Genomic DNA, 22,284 nt, shown 5'->3' on the forward strand with positions numbered 1-22,284 from the left:
GGACTAAGCCTCCGGATTATCAAATTGAAGAGGGAGTTGTATCGTAAAAGTTGCACCTCCTTCTTTGTTGTTAAAGGCATTGATTTCTCCTCTATGTTGTTTGATAATGTCTTTACAAATCATCAAGCCCAATCCCAAACCATCTTTTTTTGTAGTAAAGAAGGTCTCAAACAAATGGTCTAAATCTTTGATCCCGCCACCATTATCAATAATACTTACTCCAATTTTATCTTTTAGAAGATTGGTTCTAATGGTAATTTGACCACCTTCAGGAGTATGTTCCTTTATAGCTTGGAAGGCATTGTCAATGAGGTTGATGAACACTTGCGAAACTTTACCTCCAAGACAGATGATTTCACCCACCTTAAGGTCATAATCTTTAATGATTTCAATTTCATCGTATTTATATTTTTTATGGAGTAAGTTTAAAGTGGTATCAAGATTCTCGTGAATAAGATAAGGTTTAGGGAATCCATGATTACTTTTTACTACATTTTTCAATTCAGCAGAAATGTCCATAATCCTTTTTACCCCATCTTGAATACCGTCCAATAAGAGCTTACACTCTTCCACATCCTCTATTTTTTCTTCATCTACGTTTTCGATTTCTTTGATGAAAACAAGAAGCTCATCAAGGGTTTCTTGAATTGGAACAACATTATTGTAAATGAAATTGGTAGGGTTATTAATCTCGTGTGCAACAACTGCCATCATTTGACCCAATAAAGCGAGTTTGTCATTCTTTTCAAGCTGCTCAAACATCCTTTTAGATTGTTCGAGTGCTTCCATCAACTCAATATTTTTTTCTAGAAGTTTTTCATTAAGCTCATGTTCTTCTAAAGCTTTCTGATCAATGATCACCTTTTGTTTTTGTATCTCTTTCGCTTTTTCGGTGAGTTGTACACTAAACTGTCTAAATCGTTTAGATTTTAGATTGAGTAGATAAAGAATGACGGCAAAAAGAACAAAAACAACAAATAGAAAGATGATAAAATATTGCTGATTTTTGATTTGATCATTGGAGATTTGACGCTCGAAATTAAGTTTGTCTATTTCTTTTTCCTTGTTCGAAAGTTGAATAGAGTTATCAAGCATCTGTGCTCTTCTGAGCTTTTCTGTATCATTAAAAAGTTGGAGGTATTTAATGTTATCTTTTAGAGCAATATTCTCTTTAATTAAATCACCTTTATTATGGTAAGCTTTTACCAAAAGTTCAGAGAGTTGCAAAGCCTCTAATACAGCAGGTAATTTTTCAGCTATAGTTAAACCATTCCCAGCGTAAGCAATACATTGATTATAATTTTCCAGCTGATACTCTACCTCAGCTTTTCTAATGAGTACCCTTGCCTGTCCAAGAGGCTGCTGTAGGGTTAAGAAACCTTCATACGCTTTATCATAGTTTTGAACTGCCCATGATAAACTATCTAAACTTGAGGCGTAGGTAATCCCTATTTGTTCATAGCACTTGTATTGCAATGATTTGTAATCTGTTTTTTTAGCTTCTTCTAGAGCAGCCAAGAATTTAGTACGTGCTAAATGTGGTTTTCCACCACTTAAAAGTGCTTTGCCTATACTAAACTCAGCCACGGCAATACCATTTGTATCGCTGATTGCAAGTCTTGCCTTTCTAGCTTTTTTGTAATTTTCTAAAGCGACATCATATTTTCCCGAAGACAGTTGTATATCCCCAAGATTCATATAGCAATAGCCAATCATATGATCATTTTCTTCCTTGGTACTGATGATGAGAGCTTCTTTCATATTTTTCAAAGCCTCATATTGGTTTCCTTGGAAATAAAATAGATTACCAATATTGATGTAAGCATATCCTTTTTGAGGAGTATCGTTTAAAATATCTGATTGGAGTAAAGCTTGTTTATAAAAATCTAATGCTTCAGTATAATTTCCTAAGTTCCGATGTGCCACCCCCATAAGGTTGAGCACTTTCGCAGTATTTTTAAATTTTACATCAGCTTTTGTTTTATGAAGTAATTTGTTGCCAAGTGTAATAGTTTTTTCCGGTGCAATGTCTCTGTACTCCCACATAAGGTCAATCATGGCGGTCCATTTTTGATCTTTAGAGAGATTTGGTAGCTCTTGTTCCAATTGCTCAATTTTTGTGTTCTGAGCTTCTATAATTGGCGATTGCAACAGAGAGAAAATAAAAATAATGCCTAAAAAGTTCTTCATATGACATGTAAAATAGATAGAAACGCTTAATAATTCTATCTTAAAACGATGTTATTAAACGATAAGTTAATAAACATTTTCATATCCATTAAATTTTAATTGTTAATCCTGTTTAAGTTCAGGATATATTTATTGCTTCCGGCATTGAAAACAGGGAATTCAGGGTCTGTGTTATTATTACTTTTTTCTCTAATTTTTAATGTCTCATTCCAGTTGAATATAATGGGTGCAGAGTGATCCATTTTTTCAAAACCTAATTTTGTAAAGCTCTCACCTGCAGACCAATCAGAGTCAGTGTATGTCATAATATCATCTGGTGAATATTCTTTGATAAAGTATTTTAACAGCTTACTTAGCCCTCCAACAACTGTATGATCAATAAGGTTACAATAACGAATTAATTCATAGGATTGATGTGGAAGACCGTTTCTGTCATTTATTTTTCTTTTCCCACTGAAAGAAGCAATAGCAACTAATTTTTTCCCTTTAAATAATCCCAATTTGATTTTTGAGTTAGGTGACCCACTGATATGGTTGAGTTCTACAAATTCATTTAAAGTATGGATGTCGATTCTTTCTACTTTTAATGTTCTTGCGTGGATTCGAGTTGTATTACCAAGTAGTCCTGATACACGAGACAGGACAGCACTTTGTTTTGTTTGCCAAGTATCTGCCCATAGATGTATAATTCGTTCTTTTTTAAAGTGAGTATTAATAGTAGTAATAGCATGCCTTGAATGCCACTTTTTTAGTGTTTTAATTGGGTTTATAAAGTGGAACTTTGTGTTGATGTCTGGAATCGAAATAAATGAATAGGGAGAGATACTACTGTAATAATCAATACTATAAAGAATATTATTTTCTTCAAGATAGCAGAGTAGAGGTTGTAGAATAGCTCTAATATTTTTTTCGGTATTCTGTTTTTGATTATTCATTTCTCCTGTTAACGTATGAAAATTATGCAATGTAAAGGTGCTTTTTTTGAGATTAATATTGCGGAAAGGTTAAATTTTTGCAGATTTGTTTGTTATAAAATGGACATACTCTATATTTGCCTATTAAATATATAGGGTAATAGAATTATTAATTTTACTCTTATTCAAAAAACGTATGAGCGAAGCAACAAATATACATCCGATTTTTAATTCTCTTTTATCAAGAGAGAAAAAACAAGAATCATTAAAACAAAAAGGCATTGTTCTTTGGATGACAGGTCTATCAGGCTCTGGCAAAAGTACATTAGCAAGAGCATTAGAATTTGCTTTACATGATTTAGGTTATCATACTATGCTTTTAGATGGTGATAACTTAAGAACAGGCATTAATAGCAACTTAGGTTTCTCAGAGGAAGATCGTACCGAAAATGTAAGAAGATCAGCTGAGGTATCAAAGCTTTTTGTTAGTTCAGGATTAGTTACCATTTGTTCTCTAATCAGCCCAACAGAGGAAATTAGAGCTCAGGCAAGAGATATTATTGGTGAAGAAGATTTTTACCAAGTACATATAGATGCACCTTTTGAGGTGTGTGCGGAAAGAGATGTGAAGGGGCTTTATAAAAAAGCATTAGCTGGTGAGATTAAAAACTTTACGGGTTTGGATTCTCCTTTTGAAATTCCTGCTGACCCATTTGTAAGAATCCCAACGCATACTCAAACTTTGGAAGAAAGTTTAAAGCAACTACTGGATGCTGTTCTTCCTGTCATTAAATTATCAAACATCAAATAACTTTAGAATGCAGTCTTATACACTGACCCACTTAAAACAACTCGAGTCGGAGGCTATCTATGTATTTAGAGAGGTAGTATCTCAGTTTGAAAGACCAGCAATGCTATTTTCTGGTGGCAAGGACTCTATTGTCATGTTGCACCTTGCAAGAAAAGCATTCTGGCCAGGAAAAGTACCTTTCCCGTTAATTCACGTAGATACTGGACACAACTTCCCTGAGGCCATCGATTACAGAGATTGGCTGGTAGAAGAATATGACTTGGATCTTATCGTTGGGTCTGTTCAAGGATCAATTGATAAAGGAACTGCAGTTGAAGAAACAGGGACTAACCCAAGTAGAAACGGTCTACAGGCGATTACTCTTTTAGAAACATTAGAAGAGTACAATGTAGATGCCGCTTTTGGTGGTGGTCGTAGAGACGAAGAAAAAGCGAGAGCAAAAGAGCGTTTCTTCTCTCACAGAGATGAGTTTGGACAGTGGAACCCTAAGAACCAACGTCCGGAATTATGGACGCTTTACAATGGTCGCTACAATGACTATGAGCACTTCCGTATTTTCCCTATCTCAAACTGGACAGAAATGGACGTATGGCAATATATCGCTCAAGAGCGAATTGCTTTACCTTCTATCTACTTTGCTCATAAAAGAAAGGTAGTCAATAGAAATGGAATTTTATTAGCTGAATCTCCATGGAATACGCTTCTTAAAGATGAGGTATACGAAGAGAAATTGATTCGTTACCGTACTTTAGGAGACATGACTTGTACAGGTGCTGTATTGTCTGATGCAGATGATTTAGCAGGAATTATCCAAGAAGTAGCTTCTTCTAGAACTACGGAAAGAGGAAACCGTTCGGATGATAAGAGATCTGAAGCGGCGATGGAGGAAAGAAAATTACAAGGTTATTTCTAAACTATTATTCTACTAAAACAATGAGCGAAACAGTATTAAACAATCCAAGTATTAAAAGAGAAGATTCTGCTTCAGCAGTAGATCAATCTTATATGAATATGGACTTACTTCGTTTCACTACTGCGGGTAGTGTGGATGATGGTAAGAGTACTTTAATTGGTCGTTTGATGTATGACACAAAGTCAATCTTCGAAGATCAGTTAGAGGCAATCGAAAAATCAAGTAAAACAAGAGGTGACGAAAACGTAAACCTTGCGTTGTTGACAGACGGTTTGAAAGCAGAGAGAGAACAAGGTATCACTATTGATGTGGCTTACCGTTACTTTGCGACTCCAAAACGTAAGTTTATCATTGCGGATACTCCTGGTCATATTCAATACACAAGAAATATGGTAACGGGTGCTTCCACTGCGAACTTAGCGATCGTATTGGTGGATGCTCGTAATGGTGTGATCGAGCAAACAAGACGTCACACCTATATTGCTTCTTTATTGAAGATTAAGCACATCATTGTTGCTGTAAACAAGATGGACTTGGTGGATTACTCAGAAGAGCAATTCAATAAGATCAAGAAGGATTTCTTAGAAATGTCTTCAAAGATTGGCATTGAAGATATCCGTTTTATTCCTATTTCAGCATTGAAAGGGGATAACGTAGTGGATGACTCTGAAAGAACACCTTGGTATACAGGTGGTGCTTTATTGAGCAACCTTGAAACTGTAGAAATCAGCAATGATCATGATTTAGAAAATGGTCGTTTCCCAATCCAAAGAGTAATTGAAGCGGAAGGTTTCAAAGGATTCGGTGGTAGAGTAGATGGTGGTATTATTAAAGTTGGAGATGAAGTAGTTGCTTTACCCTCAGGTGCTAAAACTACGATCAAGACTATTGAAACAATGGACGGTAAGATCGAAGAAGCTTTCCCTCCAATGTCAGTAGTTGTGACTCTAAATGACGATTTAGATCTTTCGAGAGGTGAATTGTTAGCAAAGACTGATGCTCAACCAGAAAGTGCGACTGAGTTTACAGCTACTTTATGCTGGATGAACAAGAATGCATTATCTGTAGGAAATAAATACATTTTAAGACATACTTCCAATGAAGTCACTGCAGAAGTTGTATCAATTGATGACAAATTAGACATCAATACAATGGAAAGCGTAAACGATGTAGAAGATCTTAAGATGAACGAAATTGGTAAAGTAACAATCAAGACTTCTTCACCAGTAATGATTGATGCTTATACTAAGAATAGGGCTACGGGAAGTTTGATTCTGATTGATGAAGAATCAAATGAAACAGTAGCGGCAGGGATGATCACTGCATAAAACAATAAAAAAGCGGAACCTCAAAAATTGAAGTTCCGCTTTATTTTTACTATCTGAATTTACTCTTAGATTTTCAATAAGAGCTTTTTAATTTAATCAGAAAAAGAGAGAAAACACCCCCACACGGAAGTGTTTTCAATTATTTACTTTTCACCTATTTTTCCTCTACAAGACCTACGAATACGGTATCATCTTCTATCTTTATCGGAAATGTAGTGATAGAATCCTCGCATCCGTTCAGGTTTTCACCTGTCTCCAGAGAAAAAGTCTTTTTGTGATAAGGGCATGCCACTTTAGGTGTTTGCTCCTCACCTTGCGTACCGATGATACCTCTTGCAAGGATCATCTGCTTTTTGTGAGGGCATAAATTTTGTGTAGCGAACCATTTATTAATGGTAGTGAAGTTGAAAACGGCTATTTGTTGATCTTTATAAAGTATAGATGAACCTCCGTCTTCTGGAAAGTCACTTACATGTCCTGCTTTGACCCATGTAGTAACCTGATCTAATGTATTATGTTCGAATGTCATAGTAATCAATTTTTAAGGAATGGGAAATAGAAGTGCAGTATTTCAAAGAATAATGCACTTCTTTTGTTTTGTCAACTTACTTACCAAGCAACTGGGAAACGTTGACCTCTTTCTCTCTTGAATTTTTGCGTTGGATCATGAGAATCATCGTTACTGAAGTGAGTAAATCTCTTTCTCATTTCAGGATCATTGATTGCTGCTTTCCACTCGCAAGTGTAATGAGCAATTAAGATCTTCATGTCATTTTCCAATTGTTCGCCGATTCCAAGAGAGTCCTCACAAATTACTTGTTTCAAGTAATCGATGCCACCCTCTAATTTCTCTTGCCAAGGAGCCGTTCTTTGTAATGGCTCAGCCGTTTTGATGTAGAACATTAAGTATCTATCTAAGTACTTAATTACTGTTTCCTTATCAATATCACCTGCTAATAGCACAGCGTGCTTAGGATTAGCACCGCCGTTACCACCAACGTACAAGTTCCATCCTTTCTCCGTAGCGATAATACCAAAGTCTTTACCTCTAGCTTCAGCACATTCACGGATACAACCAGAAACACCACCTTTCAATTTGTGTGGAGATCTTAAACCTTTGTATCTGTTTTCCACTTCAATAGCAAAACCTACTGAATCGTGAAGACCGAATCTACACCATGTACTACCTACACAACTCTTTACAGTACGAAGTGATTTACCATAAGCATGACCACTTTCGAAACCTGCATCTACTAATCTTTCCCAGATTAATGGAAGGTCGTTTAGGCGAGCACCGAATAAGTCAATTCTTTGACCACCAGTGATTTTAGTATATAAATCAAACTCTTTTGCAACTTCACCAATAACAATCAACTTGTCTGGAGTGATCTCACCACCTGGAATACGAGGTACTACAGAGTAAGAACCACCTTTTTGGATATTTGCTAAGAATCTGTCGTTTGTATCTTGAATTGTTGACTCTTTTAAGATCAAGTCGTTCCAAATACTTGCTAGAAGTGAACCTACTAATGGCTTACAGGTTTCACAACCTCCACCACTACCATACTTCTCTAGTAGCTCAGTATAAGATTTGATTTCATTTACTTTGATCAAATCAAACATCTCTTGACGAGTGTAAGGGAAGTGTTCACAAATTTCTTTACGAACTACAGTACCCATTGAAGCAAGAGTATCTTCAAGGATGTTGTTGACCATTGGTAAACAACCACCACAGCCAGTACCTGCTTTTGTTGCCGCTTTGATACCGTTGATGTCTGTTACGCCATCGTCTTTGATACTACAGCAGATGTCGCCTTTTGATACGTTTTCACAAGAACAAACTTGAGCTGTATCAGGAAGAGCATCAACACCCATTCCAGCACCACCTTCTTCACCTGAAGATTTGATGATTAAATCTTGTGGATGTGGAGGTAAAGCCATTTCATTGATAAACATCTGGTGAAGCATGTTGTAATCATCAGCATCACCGATTAGAATACCACCTAATAGCTTTTTACCTTCTAAATCAACATTGATTCGCTTGTAGATACCGTTTTTCTTATCATTGATTGAGATTGGATAATGTGGGATATTATCACAGAACGGATCACCAAAGCTCGCTACATCTACACCAATTAATTTTAATTTGGTAGACATATCACATCCAGTAAATGTATATTCTTTATTATCGTTGGCTATTTGCTCAGCTACAACCTCTGCCATGTCGTAGCCAGGAGCAACTAACCCATAAATCATATTTTCATAAGAAGCACATTCTCCTACAGCAAAAATCTTCTCATCTGAAGTTTGCATTAAAGAGTTTACAACGAAACCGCCTCTTTCGGCAACTTCTAAACCAGCTTCTTTTCCTAATTCATCTCTTGGTCTAATACCCGCAGAGATAATTAGCATATCAACATCTAAAGAAGTTCCATCAGAGAATGCCATTCCCGTCATTTCTTCTTCTCCTTCAATATTACTTGTCGCCTTACCTAATAAAATATCGATACCTAAATCTTCCATTTTATTTTTCAGTAAAAGACCACCTTCTTCGTCAATTTGTCTTGGCATTAAGCGAGGAGCAAATTCTACAACTGAAGTTTTTAAGTTCATGTCAATTGCTGCTTTCGCTGCTTCCAAACCTAAAAGACCTCCACCAAGAACGGCAGCAGATGATGCTTTTTTACCATAAGCCATCATCATTTCCAAGTCCTCAATAGTTCTATAAACAAAAACGCCTTTTTTCTCAACACCTTTAATAGGAGGAACGAAAGCTGAACTACCTGTTGCTAATACTAAGTAATCATATTCATACTTTGAATTAGTATGTGTAGTCACGTATTGTTCTTCTCTATTGATCTGAGATACTTTTTCGCTAGTGATTAGATTGATACCATTTCCGTCGTACCAATCCTTAGGTGCCATAGTAAGTTTGTCTGCATTTTCGTCCTCGAAATAAGCACTTAAATGTACCCTGTCGTATGCCGGACGAGGTTCTTCGCCTATGACAGTAATTGATGCGGATGAATTTTTCTCAACAAGCTTTTCACATAGCTTATAACTAACCATACCGTTTCCTACAATAACTATTCTTGCCATAATTGATTCTGTTTAATATTGATTTTAAGTAAAACTACGTATAAATACTGAAAAATCAATATTACTTACTTAAAAAATTAATTTTAGGGTGAAAAAAGTCATTGTTTAGATTGATTCTAAGTATTTTTAGAGGGTTAATACGTATTTTTGATCTTGTGTTTCACTTGATTTTAGAGTTGAAATTTCCTTTTCCATTAATAAGGTATAAACTCTAAGTAAAATTACGATAAACAATAATGTTGAGCAATACCGTAATTTTGCTTTTATTTAAAGAAATATAATTTTATTGTTTAATAAATGTGTCTGGTCATTGTTATATTTTAAGTTATTATTTAAATATACAATTATATAAGAGTCTTACTTTTTACCTAGAAAATGAGTATAAGTTAGGTGGGTTACTTAAAAATTACGTAAAAATGTTGTAAAATTAAGTATATATACGTAGTTTTGTTAAACAATTCACCTAAACACTAGAATTATGACACCATCTTTTTACTTAATCGGAGCAGGTCCTGGAGACGTAGAACTACTTACTTTAAAAGCAGTACGTATTTTAAAAGAAAGTAAAGTAGTATTGTATGATGCATTGGTATCAGAAGATATCTTAGCACTTATTCCTGATCACGTAGATAAGGTTTACGTTGGCAAAAGGGCTGGTGCACATCACCTTAAACAGGAAGAAACAAATGAACTGATTGTTGAGAAAGCATTTGAATATGGTTCTGTAACAAGACTTAAAGGTGGCGATTCTTTTGTGTTTGGTAGAGGTCAAGAAGAAATTGAACACGCACAACAATTCGGAATTGAATGTGAAGTAGTCCCTGGTATTTCTTCTTCATTGGCTGCACCTACATTAGCAGGTATTCCTGTTACGAAAAGAGGAATCAACGAAAGCTTTTGGGTGGTAACAGCGACAACTTGTTCAGGTGGACTATCAAAAGACCTGACACATGCAGCATCTTCTTCTGCAACTATTGTGATTTTAATGGGTGTAGGGAAGTTGGAATTGATCTCACAGTTATTCTCAATGTATCGTAATGAAGATGAGCCTATTGCTTTGGTACAAGATGCTTCATTGCCAACACAAAAAATTGTGACAGGTACATTAGGTGATATTGTAGAGAAAGCTAATGAAAAAGGAGTAAGACCTCCTGCGGTAATCGTTATAGGTGAGGTAGTGAAGTTGGCAGAAAAACAATCATTAGTTTCAATGGTAAAGAACTCTATATAACTCTATTTAATAATGTGTTTAAAATAATATTCTATTTCTCTGGCAAAAAGAACTAGAACAGAAAAAGCTCCAATATTTGGGGCTTTTTTTATTTTCAGTTGAATGTTAAACAATGTTCACGATGAATAGTTTTATTTCATTGACTTGGAAATTACATTTGCATAAATGTTTAATAACCAACAAAAACTATTATGAACCTAAAACAGATTTATTTAGCGTTTTTTTCAATCACATTGTCAATCATTGCTTTAATGTATGGAGTACAGCCTAATTGGTTTGCTGTAATGTTCTTAGAAAATGCGAGTCTCACAACGAATGCATCTCACGTCTTGAGAGCAGTAAGTGGTCTATACTTGTCCTTATTGACTTTCTTTGTATATGGAATTGTTAATCCAAAATATACGGATACAGCAATTGTTATTACGGCGATCTTTTGTCTAGGATTAGCAATGGGTAGGACGATAAGCATTCTCTTTGATGGTTTACCTTCCCCAATTTTACTGGTTTATGTAGGGATGGAATATGCAATAATTCCGATAGCTTATTTTTTATTGAAGAAAGATAAGCTACATCAAAAATTGAAGTTTGAAAATATATAATTCATTATATTAATAAGGTTGAAAGGAAAATAGAGGTTTTACTTTCAACCTTTTTTTGTGTTTTGTAATTTTAGATTATCAAAAAATAACTAACCGACTATTACATGAGAAAGCATATTTTCATTTTTACTTTTCTACTCTTGATTTTAAATGCTTGTAATGATCCTGATGTGGACCCAAGTGCTTTTCAAGAGATTTTTTTGAGACAGGAAAATATTAATATTGACCTTCCTGATGTCACTAACGAAACCATTGATGTACAGGTATTACTGAATGCTAGACCTAACGCAGAGCGACTAATTTTAGTGTTGAAAGGTAAAGGTGTAGTAAACGGTGCGATGCAAGATTTGATGGTGGAAGTGAATGCTCAGATTTCTAACTTATTTTTAAATCCAGATTTTTCTTATTCATTTATTATTGAAGAGTCTACCCCAATTATCACGTTGGTGAATTGTGATAGCAACAACCCTTTTTCTGATATTGAAGAATTGACCTCCATTATTGAAAGTGTGGATACTTTTAAATGGGATCAGGAAAATCAGCAATATTACATGGATTTAAGTGATTTGAATGAAATTCTTCCAGCTCTTCAATTACCTTCTCAAACGATATATCAATCAAAAGGTATATTAGAAAGAGGTTGTAATTAGGGGAAGTGAAAATGTAACTTTAATATATTTTAGGTATCTACATTTTTCGTTTTTTAAAAATACTACTAAACATCATGTGCATATAGGCATATTTTTTACTTTCTGCTTGAAAAAAGCGACTCTCGTGAATCAGTGTATGGTAATTGAAGAGTTTCGTATTTTGGAGGTTTACAGTAATTCTAAAAAATGAAACCATACTAAAATGAATTAATTTATGCAGAGACCTTAACGGGAAGCGTTCATGAATTCTGAAGTCGGTAACAATCCATTTTCCACCGTCATTAAGTAAAGAATAGATAAATGGAATAAAAGTTTGAAACTGCTTTTCATTCAACAAGTCCACAAAGAAATTGGTAATGATTAGGTCAAATCGACCATATTCTTTTGCATTCTCATAAGAAGTGTTGATGAATTTTACAGGAGTTTTTATTCTGATTTTCTTAGCTAGAGCTGTCATTTTAGGTGATTTTTCGATGTAAATAACCTCTGAAGCAATACCTAATTCATCAATTTTTTTTAGAATTTTTCCAGATCCTCCACCGATGATCAATACTCTACTTTTCTTTTTTATTTTAGGAAGGTGTTTTAACTGAATTTCTTGAATTGCTTTGCCAAAAACAATGGCCGCAATAAAGTCATAAAACTTTGCTATATAGTCGAATTGATCTTTGTTCATTATAAAACCCATAACACCGGATAAAGGAAGACAAAGTCTCCTAAAATCCTAAAATAATCATCTTTTGAGAAGAAATCTGACTTAATATAAATTATAAATAGGGATAAACCCATTAAAAAGAAGATTATTTGTGGAATAATGTAGTCTAATCGCAGCCAAATAAAACTAATCAGAAACAATAATAGGAAAAGCGCAAATAGTATTTTCAACCTTATATTGATTCCATCATAACCTAATTTTAAGGCACCCGACATCATTTTATCCTTTTTGTCTGACTCGAAATCAAATAGAGAAAACTCTAATAAATTAATGGTTGCTAAAATAAAGATACTTACACTAAAAAAGTGAAGTGCGGGATGGTAGGTATCACTCAAACTGTACACCGGCAATGCTACTCCAAGTGTATAAATTAAAGCGACGGTAGTTTCTTTAAAGGTTGAAAATGGAACAAACTTTAGATTAATGATCAAAAGGTAGGCACCTACTATGATCATCAAAATTATTCCATGATAGAAAACGGTGAGAGGGAGGTAAGTCACCGTAATAATAAAACCCACAAATGCCAATATGGAACAAGCTGTAGATAATGCTTTTTTATATTTCTGATGAAAAGCATGTCTAAAGGTGTGTGCTGTATGTTGGATAGAGAAAGCATCCATCAGGTGATCTAAAGTGTAAATTACCCATACGGCGATTCCAAGGGAAAAATAGATGGGAGTTGGGATTTCAGTATTATTGATCTTACCTAAAAACATAGAGCATACTATAGCTCCAAGTGCTACATCTATGCTCAAGGCTTGTATATAGTGATAAAGTTGCTTCAACGAAGAAAGGTTAAAGTTATGGGGTTAATAATTTTTTATATTGACTCGAACGAGTAGGATCCAATTCCAATAATATTCGTCCTACTTGATCTGCCATTTCTGTAGGTGCTTTTGCAAAAAGGTTGGCGATTTCAACCCCTTTTGCTGCAAAGAAAACATCCATTGTAACTGAAATTGGAATGTTTTTTCGAACAATTTTGAGGTTATTTAATCCTTCTAAAATATTAGTTCTGGCTTCTTCAGGGTTTTCTTCGAAAATATCTAGTCCCTGACGGTGATAAGTGTATAAGAACTCTCTAAACTTTTCAAATTGAGGATCCATGAAATCTCTTGCCAAGTAATAGCGATCTCTTTTGTCTCCAAAAGCACTCCATCCAGCTCTACCATTTTGTTCAGAATAATTGGCGATTTCTAATGCTTTCTCAAAATAAGCAGAGCCACCTTTGGGAGAAAATGTATCATAGTCAATTCCTAAAACAATATACGCATAGTAGCTCATTAATGCCACAATTTCAGTGCTATAGATACCTTGAGAATAAACCATTCGATCTGAAGCATTGTAATTGAATTGCCATTTTGTATCTAGAAAATTTAAAGTTGTAGTTTCAAAAGATGCACCATAAACTGGACGAATACTTTGAATCTGTACATCTGCCGTATAATTCTGTGCAGCAATATCAGTATTAGAACTTAATGTCACTAGGATATTCATTTTGATTTTTTCAGCATCTTCAAACTGATCATCAGTCCATTCTTGACCATTAATAAACTGTTGCATGTTGTTTTGTAGGTCATCAAAGAGTTGTGTCTCATTGGTTTGCACTCTTTCTCCATTTACTGATATGGTAGTATTAAGTTCTTGTGCGTAACTTTTCGAAAGGATAAGTAAACCAAAAAAGAATATAAGAAGTTGTTTCATAATGGACTGCTTTATAAGCAACAATAGCTTATTGAAAAAATACTATTCACGAATATACAATTCCTAAATTTTTCTTCAACATCTAAACTAAAATATCATAGAATTAGTTTTATAAATTTTATTTCTTAAATTTACCGAACGAACGGTAAAATACTATTTCATATGAGACCTCAAAAAATTAATGACGACGAATTGATCAAGAGTATATTTCAAAGCATTCGATCGAAAGGGTATGATGGTGTGAGTATTCGAGACCTTGAGCAGTGTTCAGGTTTGAAGAAAGCAAGTCTATATCATCGTTTTCCGAATGGAAAAATTGAAATGACTCAAAAGGTCCTAACTTATGTAAGAGCATGGTTGGATCAAAATGTACTTTCTGTGCTGAAAGATCAAAATATGGAAGTTGAGGAGAGATTGGAAAAAACGTTAGAAAGCATTCGACTCTTTTATAATAATGGTGAGTATACTTGCTTGTTTAAGGCACTTTCTTTAGAAAATAGCTATTCTATATTTGACAAAGAACTCGAACAAGGAATGAATCACTGGCTCACTGCCTGGGAAGTTTTTGGAATGGATAAAGGATTTACTTCCGATGTTTCAAAAGAAAAGGCATTGCAGGTCATGATAAAGATTCAAGGAGCGTTAACGGTGGCTAAAGTAATGAAAAAGAATGAAGTTTTCATTCAAGCACTTAAAGAGATAGCCCAATTATATGACTAATGATAATTTAATGAGCTCTTCATGACATAAAACTTTACATCATTTTATAAACCCTAAACTTTTCAATTATGGAACTATTTCACGAAAAAGAACGCTATTTACAGGAACTATTAGCCTCGAATATTAATTATGATTTGGCTCATAAATGGATTTCTGATCAAATTGATGAACGAGCTTCACGTTTTATTCGAAGCTTGAATTATGCCTTTTTAAGTTACCAAGATCAGGAAGGTTACCCTCAAATAATCCCTTTGATAGGGGAGGGAATTATTAGAAATCCATCTCCCACGACTCTTATTATAAATCTAGATCAGCATCCTCACTTATTGGAGGTTTTTGAGCTTGACTTTACTACAATTGAGAAGGTGGGTTTATTGTTTATAGATTTATTATCTCGTAGGCGATTTAGGGTAAATGGAATGGTGAAGTATCATGCTGCACAAATTGAAATACAAATAGAACAAGCATATACAAATTGCCCAAAGTATATACAATCAAGAACCCTTGAGTTTGAGTATACTCCTCATAACAATATGATTCAAAAAGGAACAGACTTGACAAAAGAACAAGTTTCCATGATCCAAAATGCCGATACATTCTTTTTAGGAACGAGCAATGCTGATTACGACATGGACGCATCTCATAGAGGAGGGAATAAAGGTTTTGTAAAGGTAGATAACAATGTATTAGAGGTGCCGGATTATAAAGGAAATGGCCTATATAATTCTCTTGGAAATATGCTTGACTATCCTAAAGTGGGGTTGATGTTCTTGGATTTTGAAAATTCTCAGTTGTTGCAAATATCAGGTACAGCGACTGTAATTTTTAATCAGCAGAAGGATAAAATTACAGCATGGAAGTTAGCAGTAGAGCAGTGGACGCAATATGATCACGTATTTGAGTTTCAGTCAATATTTTTTGATGCTTCAATTTATAACCTTTAAATAAAATCGATATGCTACTATTAAAAATTAACCCGACAAGAAAAGAGGATCTATTGATCAAACAAAAGCTAGATGAAATGTTTCTGGCTAAGAAGGTAGAAATTATGGATACACTAGAAGTACCGATCATTTTACAAGGTAAAGAAGAGTACAAAGGCAAAGAACGAATTCAACAGTTTTTTGAAGAACTCAAAGTACTTTATAATGGTTGGTATGAAGATCGTTGTGATAAATATGAGAAAGAAGATGGAACTCCTATGTTTTGATTACATCTTGGTTTCTCGAAAAAAAACAGGATAGAATTGTGTTTCTACCCTGTTTTTTTTGAATTAAAATCTTTCTAAGATATTTTGAACCACGGTTGTTGCTACCTCTTTTTTGGTCATTAAAGGTAAATCTGTAACACCTTCTTTGGCAACTAAAGACACTTTATTTGTATCATGGCCAAAGCCGGCTCCTTTATCATTTAGGCTATTCAATACAACAAAATCGACATTTTTTCTAATCAATTTTGCTTTTGCATTATCCAGTTCATTATCTGTTTCTAGGGCAAATCCAACAGTAACTTGTCCTTCTTTTTTCTTTTCCCCCATTGTTTTAGCAATGTCAAAAGTTCTTTTCATATCAATTTGAAGATTACCTTCTTCTTTCTTGATTTTAGAATTAGAGACTTCTGCTGGTGTATAGTCAGCAACTGCGGCAGTGAAAATACTAATATCAGCGTCTTCAAAACGTTCATCTACAGCTTCATACATTTCTTGAGCAGAAAGCACACTGACTACTTCTACACCGGTTGGAGCAGGAAGTAAAACTGGGCCTGAAACAATAGTTACATCAGCACCTTGATTTCTCAGTTCTTCTGCAATAGCGTAACCCATTTTTCCGGTTGAACCGTTGGTAATATACCTTACAGGGTCAATTCTTTCTCTTGTAGGTCCAGCAGTTACAATTGCTTTTTTACCATACAAAGGCAAGTCTTCCTTAGGTTGGAAAAAATCTTGGACAGCGTCAATGATATGTTCTGGTTCAGCCATTCTACCTTTTCCAACTAATCCACTTGCTAACTCGCCTTCTTCTGCATCTACGATAATGTGACCGTAAGAAGTAAGCGTATTGATATTCCTTGTCGTTGAAGGGTGAATAAACATATCCAAATCCATTGCGGGAGCGATCATTACAGGGCAACGTGCAGAAAGGTAAGTAGCCATCAATAGATTGTCGCACATACCGTTGGCCATTTTTGCCATTGTATTAGCAGTGGCAGGAGCAATAATCATCAAGTCAGCCCATAAGCCAAGTTTTACATGACTATTCCACTCTCCAGTTTCTTCATTTGCATAATGGGTCAATACAGGGTTTTCTGATAGTGTAGATAATGTAACAGGAGTGATGAATTGTTTTGCTGCTTCGGTCATGATTATTTGAACTTCCGCTTTTTGCTTTTTCAGTAAGCGTGTCAATAATGCAATTTTATAAGCTGCTATTCCTCCAGTGACACCGATTAATATTTTTTTTCCTTTAAGAATGCTATCCATTTGTTATGTTGATTCAGTTATTTTTTTGAGCGGTTATAGCTGTACTTTCCCAAAAATAGGTTTTAGGTTTTCCTTCAATACTGCTCCAAGCAGTAAAAATAAAAAAAAAGAACTTCCAATTCTACTTAAATGTAAACTTGGAAGTTCTGATATCTAATAATAGTGTCCGATCAATTAGTATGATCTGTCTTCTACATTAGTAAAAAAGATCTTATCCTCAATCAACTCCTCAACTGCAAGAGTCGTTGCTTTAGGCATACGCTCGTAGAAACGAGAAATTTCAATTTGCTCACGGTTTTCTTGAACTTCTTCAAGGTTATCAACAGTGGTAGCAAACTCTGACAATTTTGCTTGTAACTCATCTTTTAAACGAGATGAGATTTGTCTTGAACGTTTTCCCGCAATAACGATTGACTTATAGATGTTATCTGTCTCTTTCGTCAAATCCGTTAAATCACGAGTTATAAGTGATGCTTTAGGCATTGATATATATTATTTATAATCGAATACTACTTACAAGTTCGCTAAATTATTGTTTTTTTGTGATAATCCCAAAAAATGGTTTTGAATCTATAAAAAATAAAACTTAATATAAGTTGAAGTAATTTTTTTGAAATCACAATATCAGAGATTTAGCGTACTTCAATGCTTTTATAGCCTACTTCTTAGCCACTACAAAAAGTGATAAAATGACGTAGTTCTTGGGAATTCGAAAATGTTGATGATAGATTGTTATAAGTGCTCTTGATATAAAGACCACCAACTAAACAATTTATATCTCTCAACTCCCACATTAATTTTATTAGTGTGGGTTTTATTTAGGACCTTTCTGAAGATCTATAGGACACGAATGACGTCAACGCTTAACATTCGCACCCATTGGACTTTCTACCCAATTCATTTGGTAGTACTCATAGATAAATTCAAAACAATTAACGTAAACTTAGTTTACAGCGTATTTACAATAGCAAAAAAATAAAGCCACCTTTTCTAGAAAAAAGTGACTTTATCAAAAGATCAATAGTAATCTATGATCTAGTTAGGAAATAACTGATTGCGAATGTCGTTGATTCTAAGACGTAATTCAGTGTCAGCGTCAGCGTATTCATTTTTCAGTTGATTTGGCTCTGCATCTCTGCTAGGACCATAAATTCTTTTGCTGTTTAAATTCACACCTGGGTTCGGAGCATGATTGTGCTGTCCAAAGCACGAAGTTAGAGTTGCTAAGATTGCAATCACGCTGCTATAAATAAAAAACTTTTTCATAAACTTCTCTATAGTGTTTGTTTGACTTAATGCGCATAGTCATCGCAAAATTAACCTTTCAAAGTAGAAACACAAGAAAATCTTCAAGGATTCCTTAAATAAAAGGCAAGACAATGCAAACTTTTTAGTAGATTTGATTAACAGACGTTATATTTCGTCTTATATTATTCTTCGACCTCTTTATATATGAATAAAAAACCGAATTTATCCGCAATTGAAATTTATGCTGAGAAGGTAGCTGATGCAATATGCGATGACTTTTTCTCAGAAAACGACTATATCACAGGCATCCAAATTACTAAATTAAGCTCTATACAGAGTATTAATCTATTCATATTAAAAAGAATTTTTGAGAACTGGCAGAAAGAGGCGGTAAGGATTCAAAGTCCTTATTTTGATTACTCTGCTGAGAGTGTTAGATCATCTTTAGAACAATTGATGAATGCACTTTCAAAAAATATTCATATCTCAAGACTTCATTTTTTGCCACTGTTACAAAAAGCAATTAGAGATGTCTTAATTCTGACTTTTGCTCCTGAGATTTTTTATGAAGAGTTTTATGGAGTGCAAGGTATCAAAATACCAATGAAAAATTATTTGATACCAATGTTTGCTTATATTAAAATACACCCCAAATTGGCAGCAGAAATTTTATCTGCTTTAGAAGATGAAGCAGGTGTAAATATCAAAAGAAATGAAGCAATCAATATTACCAATAACATCATCAATCATCATCAGGAATTACAAGATGATCCAAAGGAAATAATAGCTCTGTTTAATGAGATTGTGCCAGTTGGTATTTTTGAATTGCATCCTAATTATCTTGATGAACCGCCTGTTGCAGATGAGTCTTCATTCGAGCCAAAGGATGTTGCAGATATTGATATTGAAAAATTGTCTAGTGATGTTGTAGATTTTAAGACAACAGAAGAAAAAGTTGAACCAACTCCTGAGCATGTTGAAGAGGAAAATGATGAAGGTTTACCTAAATTAAGTGAAGAGGAACCTAAAGAAGAAGTAGATAATATTGGTTTTGAAACAATTGTAATAGAAGAACCTACTTTTGATGATTCTGTTATTGAAGAAAGCATAGAGGATGTTGTCGAAAGTTCATTAGAGAGCTTTAACTTAGACGAACTAAATGAGGAGGAGACACAGCAAGAGGAAGCTGTAGTTGAGACCGAGCCTGAACCTGAACCTGAGCCTGTTTCTACTGTAGAAGAAGAAGTTAATGAGGAACCTAAAGAAGAAGCCGTTGCAAAAGAAGAGGTTGAACCGGTAACTTTACAGGATGCTTTTAAATCTGAAGCTGAAGAACAAGAAGGAGTAACTTTACTTGATAAACTACAAGGGAATACATCATCTTCAGAAAGTATAAGAACTCAAATGAGTATCAATCAAAAATTTCTTTTCCAGAAGGAATTATTTGGAGGAGATGCTGAAGTAATGGAAGATGCAATCAAGTTAATTGACGGAAGTAAAGATTATACAGAGGCGATAAGTTTTATCAAAACGCATTATGCTCAACAGTATGATTGGGACTTTACCTCAGAAGCTGTGATGAACTTTATCTCCTTAGTAGATATGAAATTCTAGAAAATATTCAAACATAAAAAAATAGGCTACCATGAAAATGGTAGCCTATTTTTTTGATTTATTGTGATGGTACTGAATCATCCGTTGGTGACCCGGCATTTCCATAGTCTTCTTTTACATTAGAAACAATCCATTCAGAATCCGTAGCATTGGTTCCTCTAGAATCATCCCAATCTGTATTACCATGGGTGGTGCCTTGTTTTCTCCAAAGCACAAAATCAACAGTGGCGTGAGTCACCCCAGCTACGTCCCATGCAGTATCTGGCCTGTCATCTTCACCAATATAATCAATTGGAGTTCCGCTTTTAGAAAGACGAATTGCATCATCACCATTAGCGGTTAATGCAGTCCATTCATAATCTATTGTAATTTTATTGGGGTCAACTCCAGATCTTCCAATCACATAAACATCACCATCTGCTAGGGTACCTGATAGTGCTTCTTCATCGGTCCATGGATTATTATTAGACCTGTATGCAATCGAATAATTTGATAAATCAATTGATCCCCCAGTGTTGTTATGAATCTCAAAATATGTATTTCTAAAACCGTCTACAGCATTAGACGAACATGCATACTCTGAAATAAACAAATCAGGATCTTGAGGAGTTGGTCCTCCTCCGCCTTCATCTACTACATTTCTACCTTGAGATTCAGTGCTTAGTGTAGACCAAATATGGGTTGGAATTGTAAATGTTGCTTCCGTTCCTGCTGGATTGCTCTGAAGATCTAAATCAACTAACACTGACCCATCTCCAGTGCCCCACCAAGTAATATCACCATCTTCTAATTGATTTCTATACAAATAGATGTCTTCTAACTTACTGTTGTTGGATAGATCGATGGTTTGAATACCACCTCCATCAGACCAGGCACTTCCTGAGTTGGTGTGACGCACCCTCAATACTTTTAACTCCGTATTGGCTGATAAATCAAGGTTGTCAATTTTACCTTGTTCAGCGATGAAATATTGTAGATCAGTAAGAGTGCTTAAATCAATAGTCGCTAAGCCTGTTTTATTCATCGATAATGAATCAAGACCGGTAGGCAATGTAATTGTAGTAACAGTACTAAAACCTGAAGCTTGATCTAAATTTAGTGCGATAAGGTTTGTAGAAGTACTTAGGTCCAAAGTTTCGATTACATTATCCGCGAGGTTCAATCTTTCTAAGGCAGTGAAATACGATAGCTCTTCCACATTTGCAATACCTTTATCAGAGACATCAATTGATGTAACTCCTTCAACATCTTTTGGTATTAAATAGTATTGTCCTGTTGAAATGGGGCCTTCTGCATGTCCTAATTCCTTTAAAGCCTCTCCAAAATTGTTGTCTTGTATCACAATTCCATCATCAGGTAATTCTCCACCTGCTTGTTGTCTAGCAACGCCGTTTCGAACTGTAAGTTGATCATAAATTACAGAGTCTATTGTGATCGGGTCACCAGTATTTTCAGAAACATCGATTTCTCTTAAGTTGATATTCTTAGAGACATCAAGACTTGTTAGATCATGTTTTTCAAGCTCAAAAACAATCAGGTTTATATTATTGGTCAGATTAATAGACGAAACGAGCCCAGGTGCTCTTGACGAAGCACTAAATTCTATTTCCTCTAATAATCGAAGAGAATCTAAGTTTAAGGAATCTAGCCAGTTGTTATTAATATAGATACCTTTTATATTGGTACATTTCGAAAAATCTAGAGCAGTGAACTCATTGGATGTAGCTCTAAAAGTTTCTAACCCGGTGAAGTAAATCAATTCTTCAAATTCGGTTAATTTTTCAGGAGAAAGAATATCTACATTCGAGCCTGAACTATTTTTGGCAATGTCCAACTCTCTTACCCTCGCTACTTCATTAGGAATGATATAATATACAGTATCGTTACCATCAACCTCTCTATGTCCGTAATTCAAAGCATATAAATCAAACCCTAGAGTTGGGTTATCGAAAAGGTAAATTTTCTGACCTCCACCAGAATTAGAGTCTTCACCCACTTGACTTTTACAGCCAAATACAGCAATAATAATGAGGAGGGAAGTGATTAATTTATGTTTCATGTTGTTTGAA

General features: G+C 34.7%; 21 protein-coding genes. 10 read left to right on the forward strand and 11 right to left on the reverse strand.

Annotated elements, in window-relative coordinates; translation table 11 throughout:
• Window positions 1–3: 3 nt before the first annotated feature.
• Window positions 4–2,190, reverse strand: coding sequence for an ATP-binding protein (locus tag PL77_RS10990; protein WP_044204811.1), 2,187 nt, complete (start codon window positions 2,188–2,190; stop codon window positions 4–6).
• A gap of 95 nt (window positions 2,191–2,285) precedes the next feature.
• On the reverse strand, window positions 2,286–3,125 hold the full coding sequence (locus PL77_RS30450) for a hypothetical protein (protein WP_052444321.1): 840 nt from the start codon (window positions 3,123–3,125) through the stop codon (window positions 2,286–2,288).
• 175 nt (window positions 3,126–3,300) lie between these two features.
• Between PL77_RS30450 and cysC the strand changes: the two genes are divergently transcribed.
• From cysC to PL77_RS11010, 3 genes are read left to right on the forward strand one after another with little or no spacing between them, the layout of a single operon-like run.
• A complete protein-coding gene (gene cysC, locus PL77_RS11000) occupies window positions 3,301–3,915 on the forward strand; it encodes an adenylyl-sulfate kinase (RefSeq protein WP_044204813.1) in 615 nt (204 codons plus the stop codon).
• Between the two features lie 7 nt (window positions 3,916–3,922).
• Entirely contained in the window at window positions 3,923–4,828 is a 906-nt protein-coding gene (gene cysD, locus PL77_RS11005) for a sulfate adenylyltransferase subunit CysD (RefSeq protein ID WP_044204815.1), read from the forward strand.
• A gap of 20 nt (window positions 4,829–4,848) precedes the next feature.
• A complete protein-coding gene (locus tag PL77_RS11010) occupies window positions 4,849–6,156 on the forward strand; it encodes a sulfate adenylyltransferase subunit 1 (protein ID WP_253273980.1) in 1,308 nt (435 codons plus the stop codon).
• 154 nt (window positions 6,157–6,310) lie between these two features.
• On the opposite strand, the gene nirD is transcribed toward PL77_RS11010, so the two are convergent.
• Window positions 6,311–6,685 (reverse strand): nitrite reductase small subunit NirD, encoded by a 375-nt coding sequence (gene nirD, locus PL77_RS11015; RefSeq protein WP_044204817.1) that lies wholly within the window; start codon window positions 6,683–6,685, stop codon window positions 6,311–6,313.
• An 80-nt stretch (window positions 6,686–6,765) separates the two neighbouring features.
• Window positions 6,766–9,255 carry a nitrite reductase large subunit NirB gene (gene nirB / locus PL77_RS11020; protein ID WP_044204820.1) on the reverse strand — a complete coding sequence of 830 codons (2,490 nt, stop codon included), beginning with the start codon at window positions 9,253–9,255 and terminating at the stop codon, window positions 6,766–6,768.
• Between the two features lie 478 nt (window positions 9,256–9,733).
• Between nirB and cobA the strand changes: the two genes are divergently transcribed.
• The 3 genes from cobA (at window position 9,734) to PL77_RS11035 (ending at window position 11,735) form a co-directional block, all read left to right on the forward strand.
• On the forward strand, window positions 9,734–10,486 hold the full coding sequence (cobA, locus tag PL77_RS11025) for a uroporphyrinogen-III C-methyltransferase (RefSeq protein ID WP_044204822.1): 753 nt from the start codon (window positions 9,734–9,736) through the stop codon (window positions 10,484–10,486).
• A gap of 191 nt (window positions 10,487–10,677) precedes the next feature.
• The gene (locus tag PL77_RS11030) at window positions 10,678–11,085 is read left to right on the forward strand and encodes a DUF4345 domain-containing protein (protein WP_044204824.1); all 408 of its coding nucleotides are present in this window, start codon (window positions 10,678–10,680) and stop codon (window positions 11,083–11,085) included.
• Between the two features lie 104 nt (window positions 11,086–11,189).
• Complete coding sequence (locus tag PL77_RS11035; RefSeq protein WP_044204825.1) at window positions 11,190–11,735, forward strand: hypothetical protein; 546 nt, start codon at window positions 11,190–11,192, stop codon at window positions 11,733–11,735.
• Window positions 11,736–11,772: 37 nt separating this feature from the next.
• Here PL77_RS11035 and PL77_RS11040 read toward each other — a convergent pair whose 3' ends face one another.
• The 3 genes from PL77_RS11040 to PL77_RS11050 are packed head-to-tail and all read right to left on the reverse strand — an operon-like array spanning window position 11,773 to window position 14,154.
• Complete coding sequence (locus PL77_RS11040) at window positions 11,773–12,411, reverse strand: class I SAM-dependent methyltransferase (protein ID WP_172665833.1); 639 nt, start codon at window positions 12,409–12,411, stop codon at window positions 11,773–11,775.
• Window positions 12,411–13,235 (reverse strand): hypothetical protein, encoded by an 825-nt coding sequence (locus tag PL77_RS11045; RefSeq protein WP_156152321.1) that lies wholly within the window; start codon window positions 13,233–13,235, stop codon window positions 12,411–12,413. The genes PL77_RS11040 and PL77_RS11045 overlap by 1 nt, the downstream gene beginning before the upstream one ends.
• 16 nt (window positions 13,236–13,251) lie before the next feature.
• Window positions 13,252–14,154: a DUF4835 family protein gene (locus PL77_RS11050; protein WP_044204830.1), complete on the reverse strand. Its 903-nt coding sequence runs from the start codon at window positions 14,152–14,154 to the stop codon at window positions 13,252–13,254.
• A 162-nt stretch (window positions 14,155–14,316) separates the two neighbouring features.
• Between PL77_RS11050 and PL77_RS11055 the strand changes: the two genes are divergently transcribed.
• The 3 genes from PL77_RS11055 to PL77_RS11065 all read left to right on the forward strand — a co-directional run bounded on the left by PL77_RS11055 (window position 14,317) and on the right by PL77_RS11065 (window position 16,084).
• On the forward strand, window positions 14,317–14,874 hold the full coding sequence (locus tag PL77_RS11055) for a TetR/AcrR family transcriptional regulator (protein WP_044204832.1): 558 nt from the start codon (window positions 14,317–14,319) through the stop codon (window positions 14,872–14,874).
• 68 nt (window positions 14,875–14,942) lie between these two features.
• A complete protein-coding gene (locus PL77_RS30455) occupies window positions 14,943–15,818 on the forward strand; it encodes a pyridoxamine 5'-phosphate oxidase family protein (RefSeq protein ID WP_052444322.1) in 876 nt (291 codons plus the stop codon).
• 11 nt (window positions 15,819–15,829) lie between these two features.
• The gene (locus tag PL77_RS11065) at window positions 15,830–16,084 is read left to right on the forward strand and encodes a hypothetical protein (RefSeq protein ID WP_044204842.1); all 255 of its coding nucleotides are present in this window, start codon (window positions 15,830–15,832) and stop codon (window positions 16,082–16,084) included.
• A gap of 63 nt (window positions 16,085–16,147) precedes the next feature.
• Here PL77_RS11065 and coaBC read toward each other — a convergent pair whose 3' ends face one another.
• From coaBC to PL77_RS11080, 3 genes are all read right to left on the reverse strand, one after another.
• On the reverse strand, window positions 16,148–17,353 hold the full coding sequence (gene coaBC, locus PL77_RS11070; RefSeq protein WP_044204844.1) for a bifunctional phosphopantothenoylcysteine decarboxylase/phosphopantothenate--cysteine ligase CoaBC: 1,206 nt from the start codon (window positions 17,351–17,353) through the stop codon (window positions 16,148–16,150).
• A gap of 174 nt (window positions 17,354–17,527) precedes the next feature.
• Window positions 17,528–17,836: a DNA-directed RNA polymerase subunit omega gene (locus PL77_RS11075; protein WP_044204845.1), complete on the reverse strand. Its 309-nt coding sequence runs from the start codon at window positions 17,834–17,836 to the stop codon at window positions 17,528–17,530.
• Window positions 17,837–18,388: 552 nt separating this feature from the next.
• Window positions 18,389–18,592, reverse strand: a complete 204-nt coding sequence (locus tag PL77_RS11080) for a hypothetical protein (protein WP_156152322.1) — start codon at window positions 18,590–18,592, stop codon at window positions 18,389–18,391.
• 213 nt (window positions 18,593–18,805) lie between these two features.
• Here PL77_RS11080 and PL77_RS11085 point away from each other — a divergent pair, with 213 nt between their 5' ends.
• Entirely contained in the window at window positions 18,806–20,215 is a 1,410-nt protein-coding gene (locus tag PL77_RS11085) for a hypothetical protein (protein WP_044204849.1), read from the forward strand.
• Window positions 20,216–20,273: 58 nt separating this feature from the next.
• Here the strand turns inward: PL77_RS11085 and PL77_RS11090 are convergent, their stop codons facing one another.
• Entirely contained in the window at window positions 20,274–22,274 is a 2,001-nt protein-coding gene (locus PL77_RS11090) for a lamin tail domain-containing protein (protein ID WP_044204852.1), read from the reverse strand.
• Window positions 22,275–22,284: the final 10 nt, after the last annotated feature.

Source organism: Flammeovirga sp. OC4 (genome assembly GCF_000812565.1).
Classification (GTDB): domain Bacteria; phylum Bacteroidota; class Bacteroidia; order Cytophagales; family Flammeovirgaceae; genus Flammeovirga.

Excerpts from the sequence above, each read along its gene's own strand:
- PL77_RS11055 (WP_044204832.1), top strand. The coding sequence starts at position 14,317 with ATGAGACCTCAAAAAATTAATGACGACGAATTGATCAAGAGTATATTT.
- PL77_RS11050 (WP_044204830.1), bottom strand. The coding sequence starts at position 14,154 with ATGAAACAACTTCTTATATTCTTTTTTGGTTTACTTATCCTTTCGAAA.
- PL77_RS11075 (WP_044204845.1), bottom strand. The coding sequence starts at position 17,836 with ATGCCTAAAGCATCACTTATAACTCGTGATTTAACGGATTTGACGAAA.
- PL77_RS11085 (WP_044204849.1), top strand. The coding sequence starts at position 18,806 with ATGAATAAAAAACCGAATTTATCCGCAATTGAAATTTATGCTGAGAAG.
- cobA (WP_044204822.1), top strand. The coding sequence starts at position 9,734 with ATGACACCATCTTTTTACTTAATCGGAGCAGGTCCTGGAGACGTAGAA.
- PL77_RS30450 (WP_052444321.1), bottom strand. The coding sequence starts at position 3,125 with ATGAATAATCAAAAACAGAATACCGAAAAAAATATTAGAGCTATTCTA.
- PL77_RS11065 (WP_044204842.1), top strand. The coding sequence starts at position 15,830 with ATGCTACTATTAAAAATTAACCCGACAAGAAAAGAGGATCTATTGATC.
- PL77_RS11030 (WP_044204824.1), top strand. The coding sequence starts at position 10,678 with ATGAACCTAAAACAGATTTATTTAGCGTTTTTTTCAATCACATTGTCA.
- nirD (WP_044204817.1), bottom strand. The coding sequence starts at position 6,685 with ATGACATTCGAACATAATACATTAGATCAGGTTACTACATGGGTCAAA.
- cysD (WP_044204815.1), top strand. The coding sequence starts at position 3,923 with ATGCAGTCTTATACACTGACCCACTTAAAACAACTCGAGTCGGAGGCT.
- PL77_RS11035 (WP_044204825.1), top strand. The coding sequence starts at position 11,190 with ATGAGAAAGCATATTTTCATTTTTACTTTTCTACTCTTGATTTTAAAT.
- cysC (WP_044204813.1), top strand. The coding sequence starts at position 3,301 with ATGAGCGAAGCAACAAATATACATCCGATTTTTAATTCTCTTTTATCA.
- PL77_RS30455 (WP_052444322.1), top strand. The coding sequence starts at position 14,943 with ATGGAACTATTTCACGAAAAAGAACGCTATTTACAGGAACTATTAGCC.
- coaBC (WP_044204844.1), bottom strand. The coding sequence starts at position 17,353 with ATGGATAGCATTCTTAAAGGAAAAAAAATATTAATCGGTGTCACTGGA.
- PL77_RS11010 (WP_253273980.1), top strand. The coding sequence starts at position 4,849 with ATGAGCGAAACAGTATTAAACAATCCAAGTATTAAAAGAGAAGATTCT.
- PL77_RS11090 (WP_044204852.1), bottom strand. The coding sequence starts at position 22,274 with ATGAAACATAAATTAATCACTTCCCTCCTCATTATTATTGCTGTATTT.
- nirB (WP_044204820.1), bottom strand. The coding sequence starts at position 9,255 with ATGGCAAGAATAGTTATTGTAGGAAACGGTATGGTTAGTTATAAGCTA.
- PL77_RS10990 (WP_044204811.1), bottom strand. The coding sequence starts at position 2,190 with ATGAAGAACTTTTTAGGCATTATTTTTATTTTCTCTCTGTTGCAATCG.
- PL77_RS11040 (WP_172665833.1), bottom strand. The coding sequence starts at position 12,411 with ATGAACAAAGATCAATTCGACTATATAGCAAAGTTTTATGACTTTATT.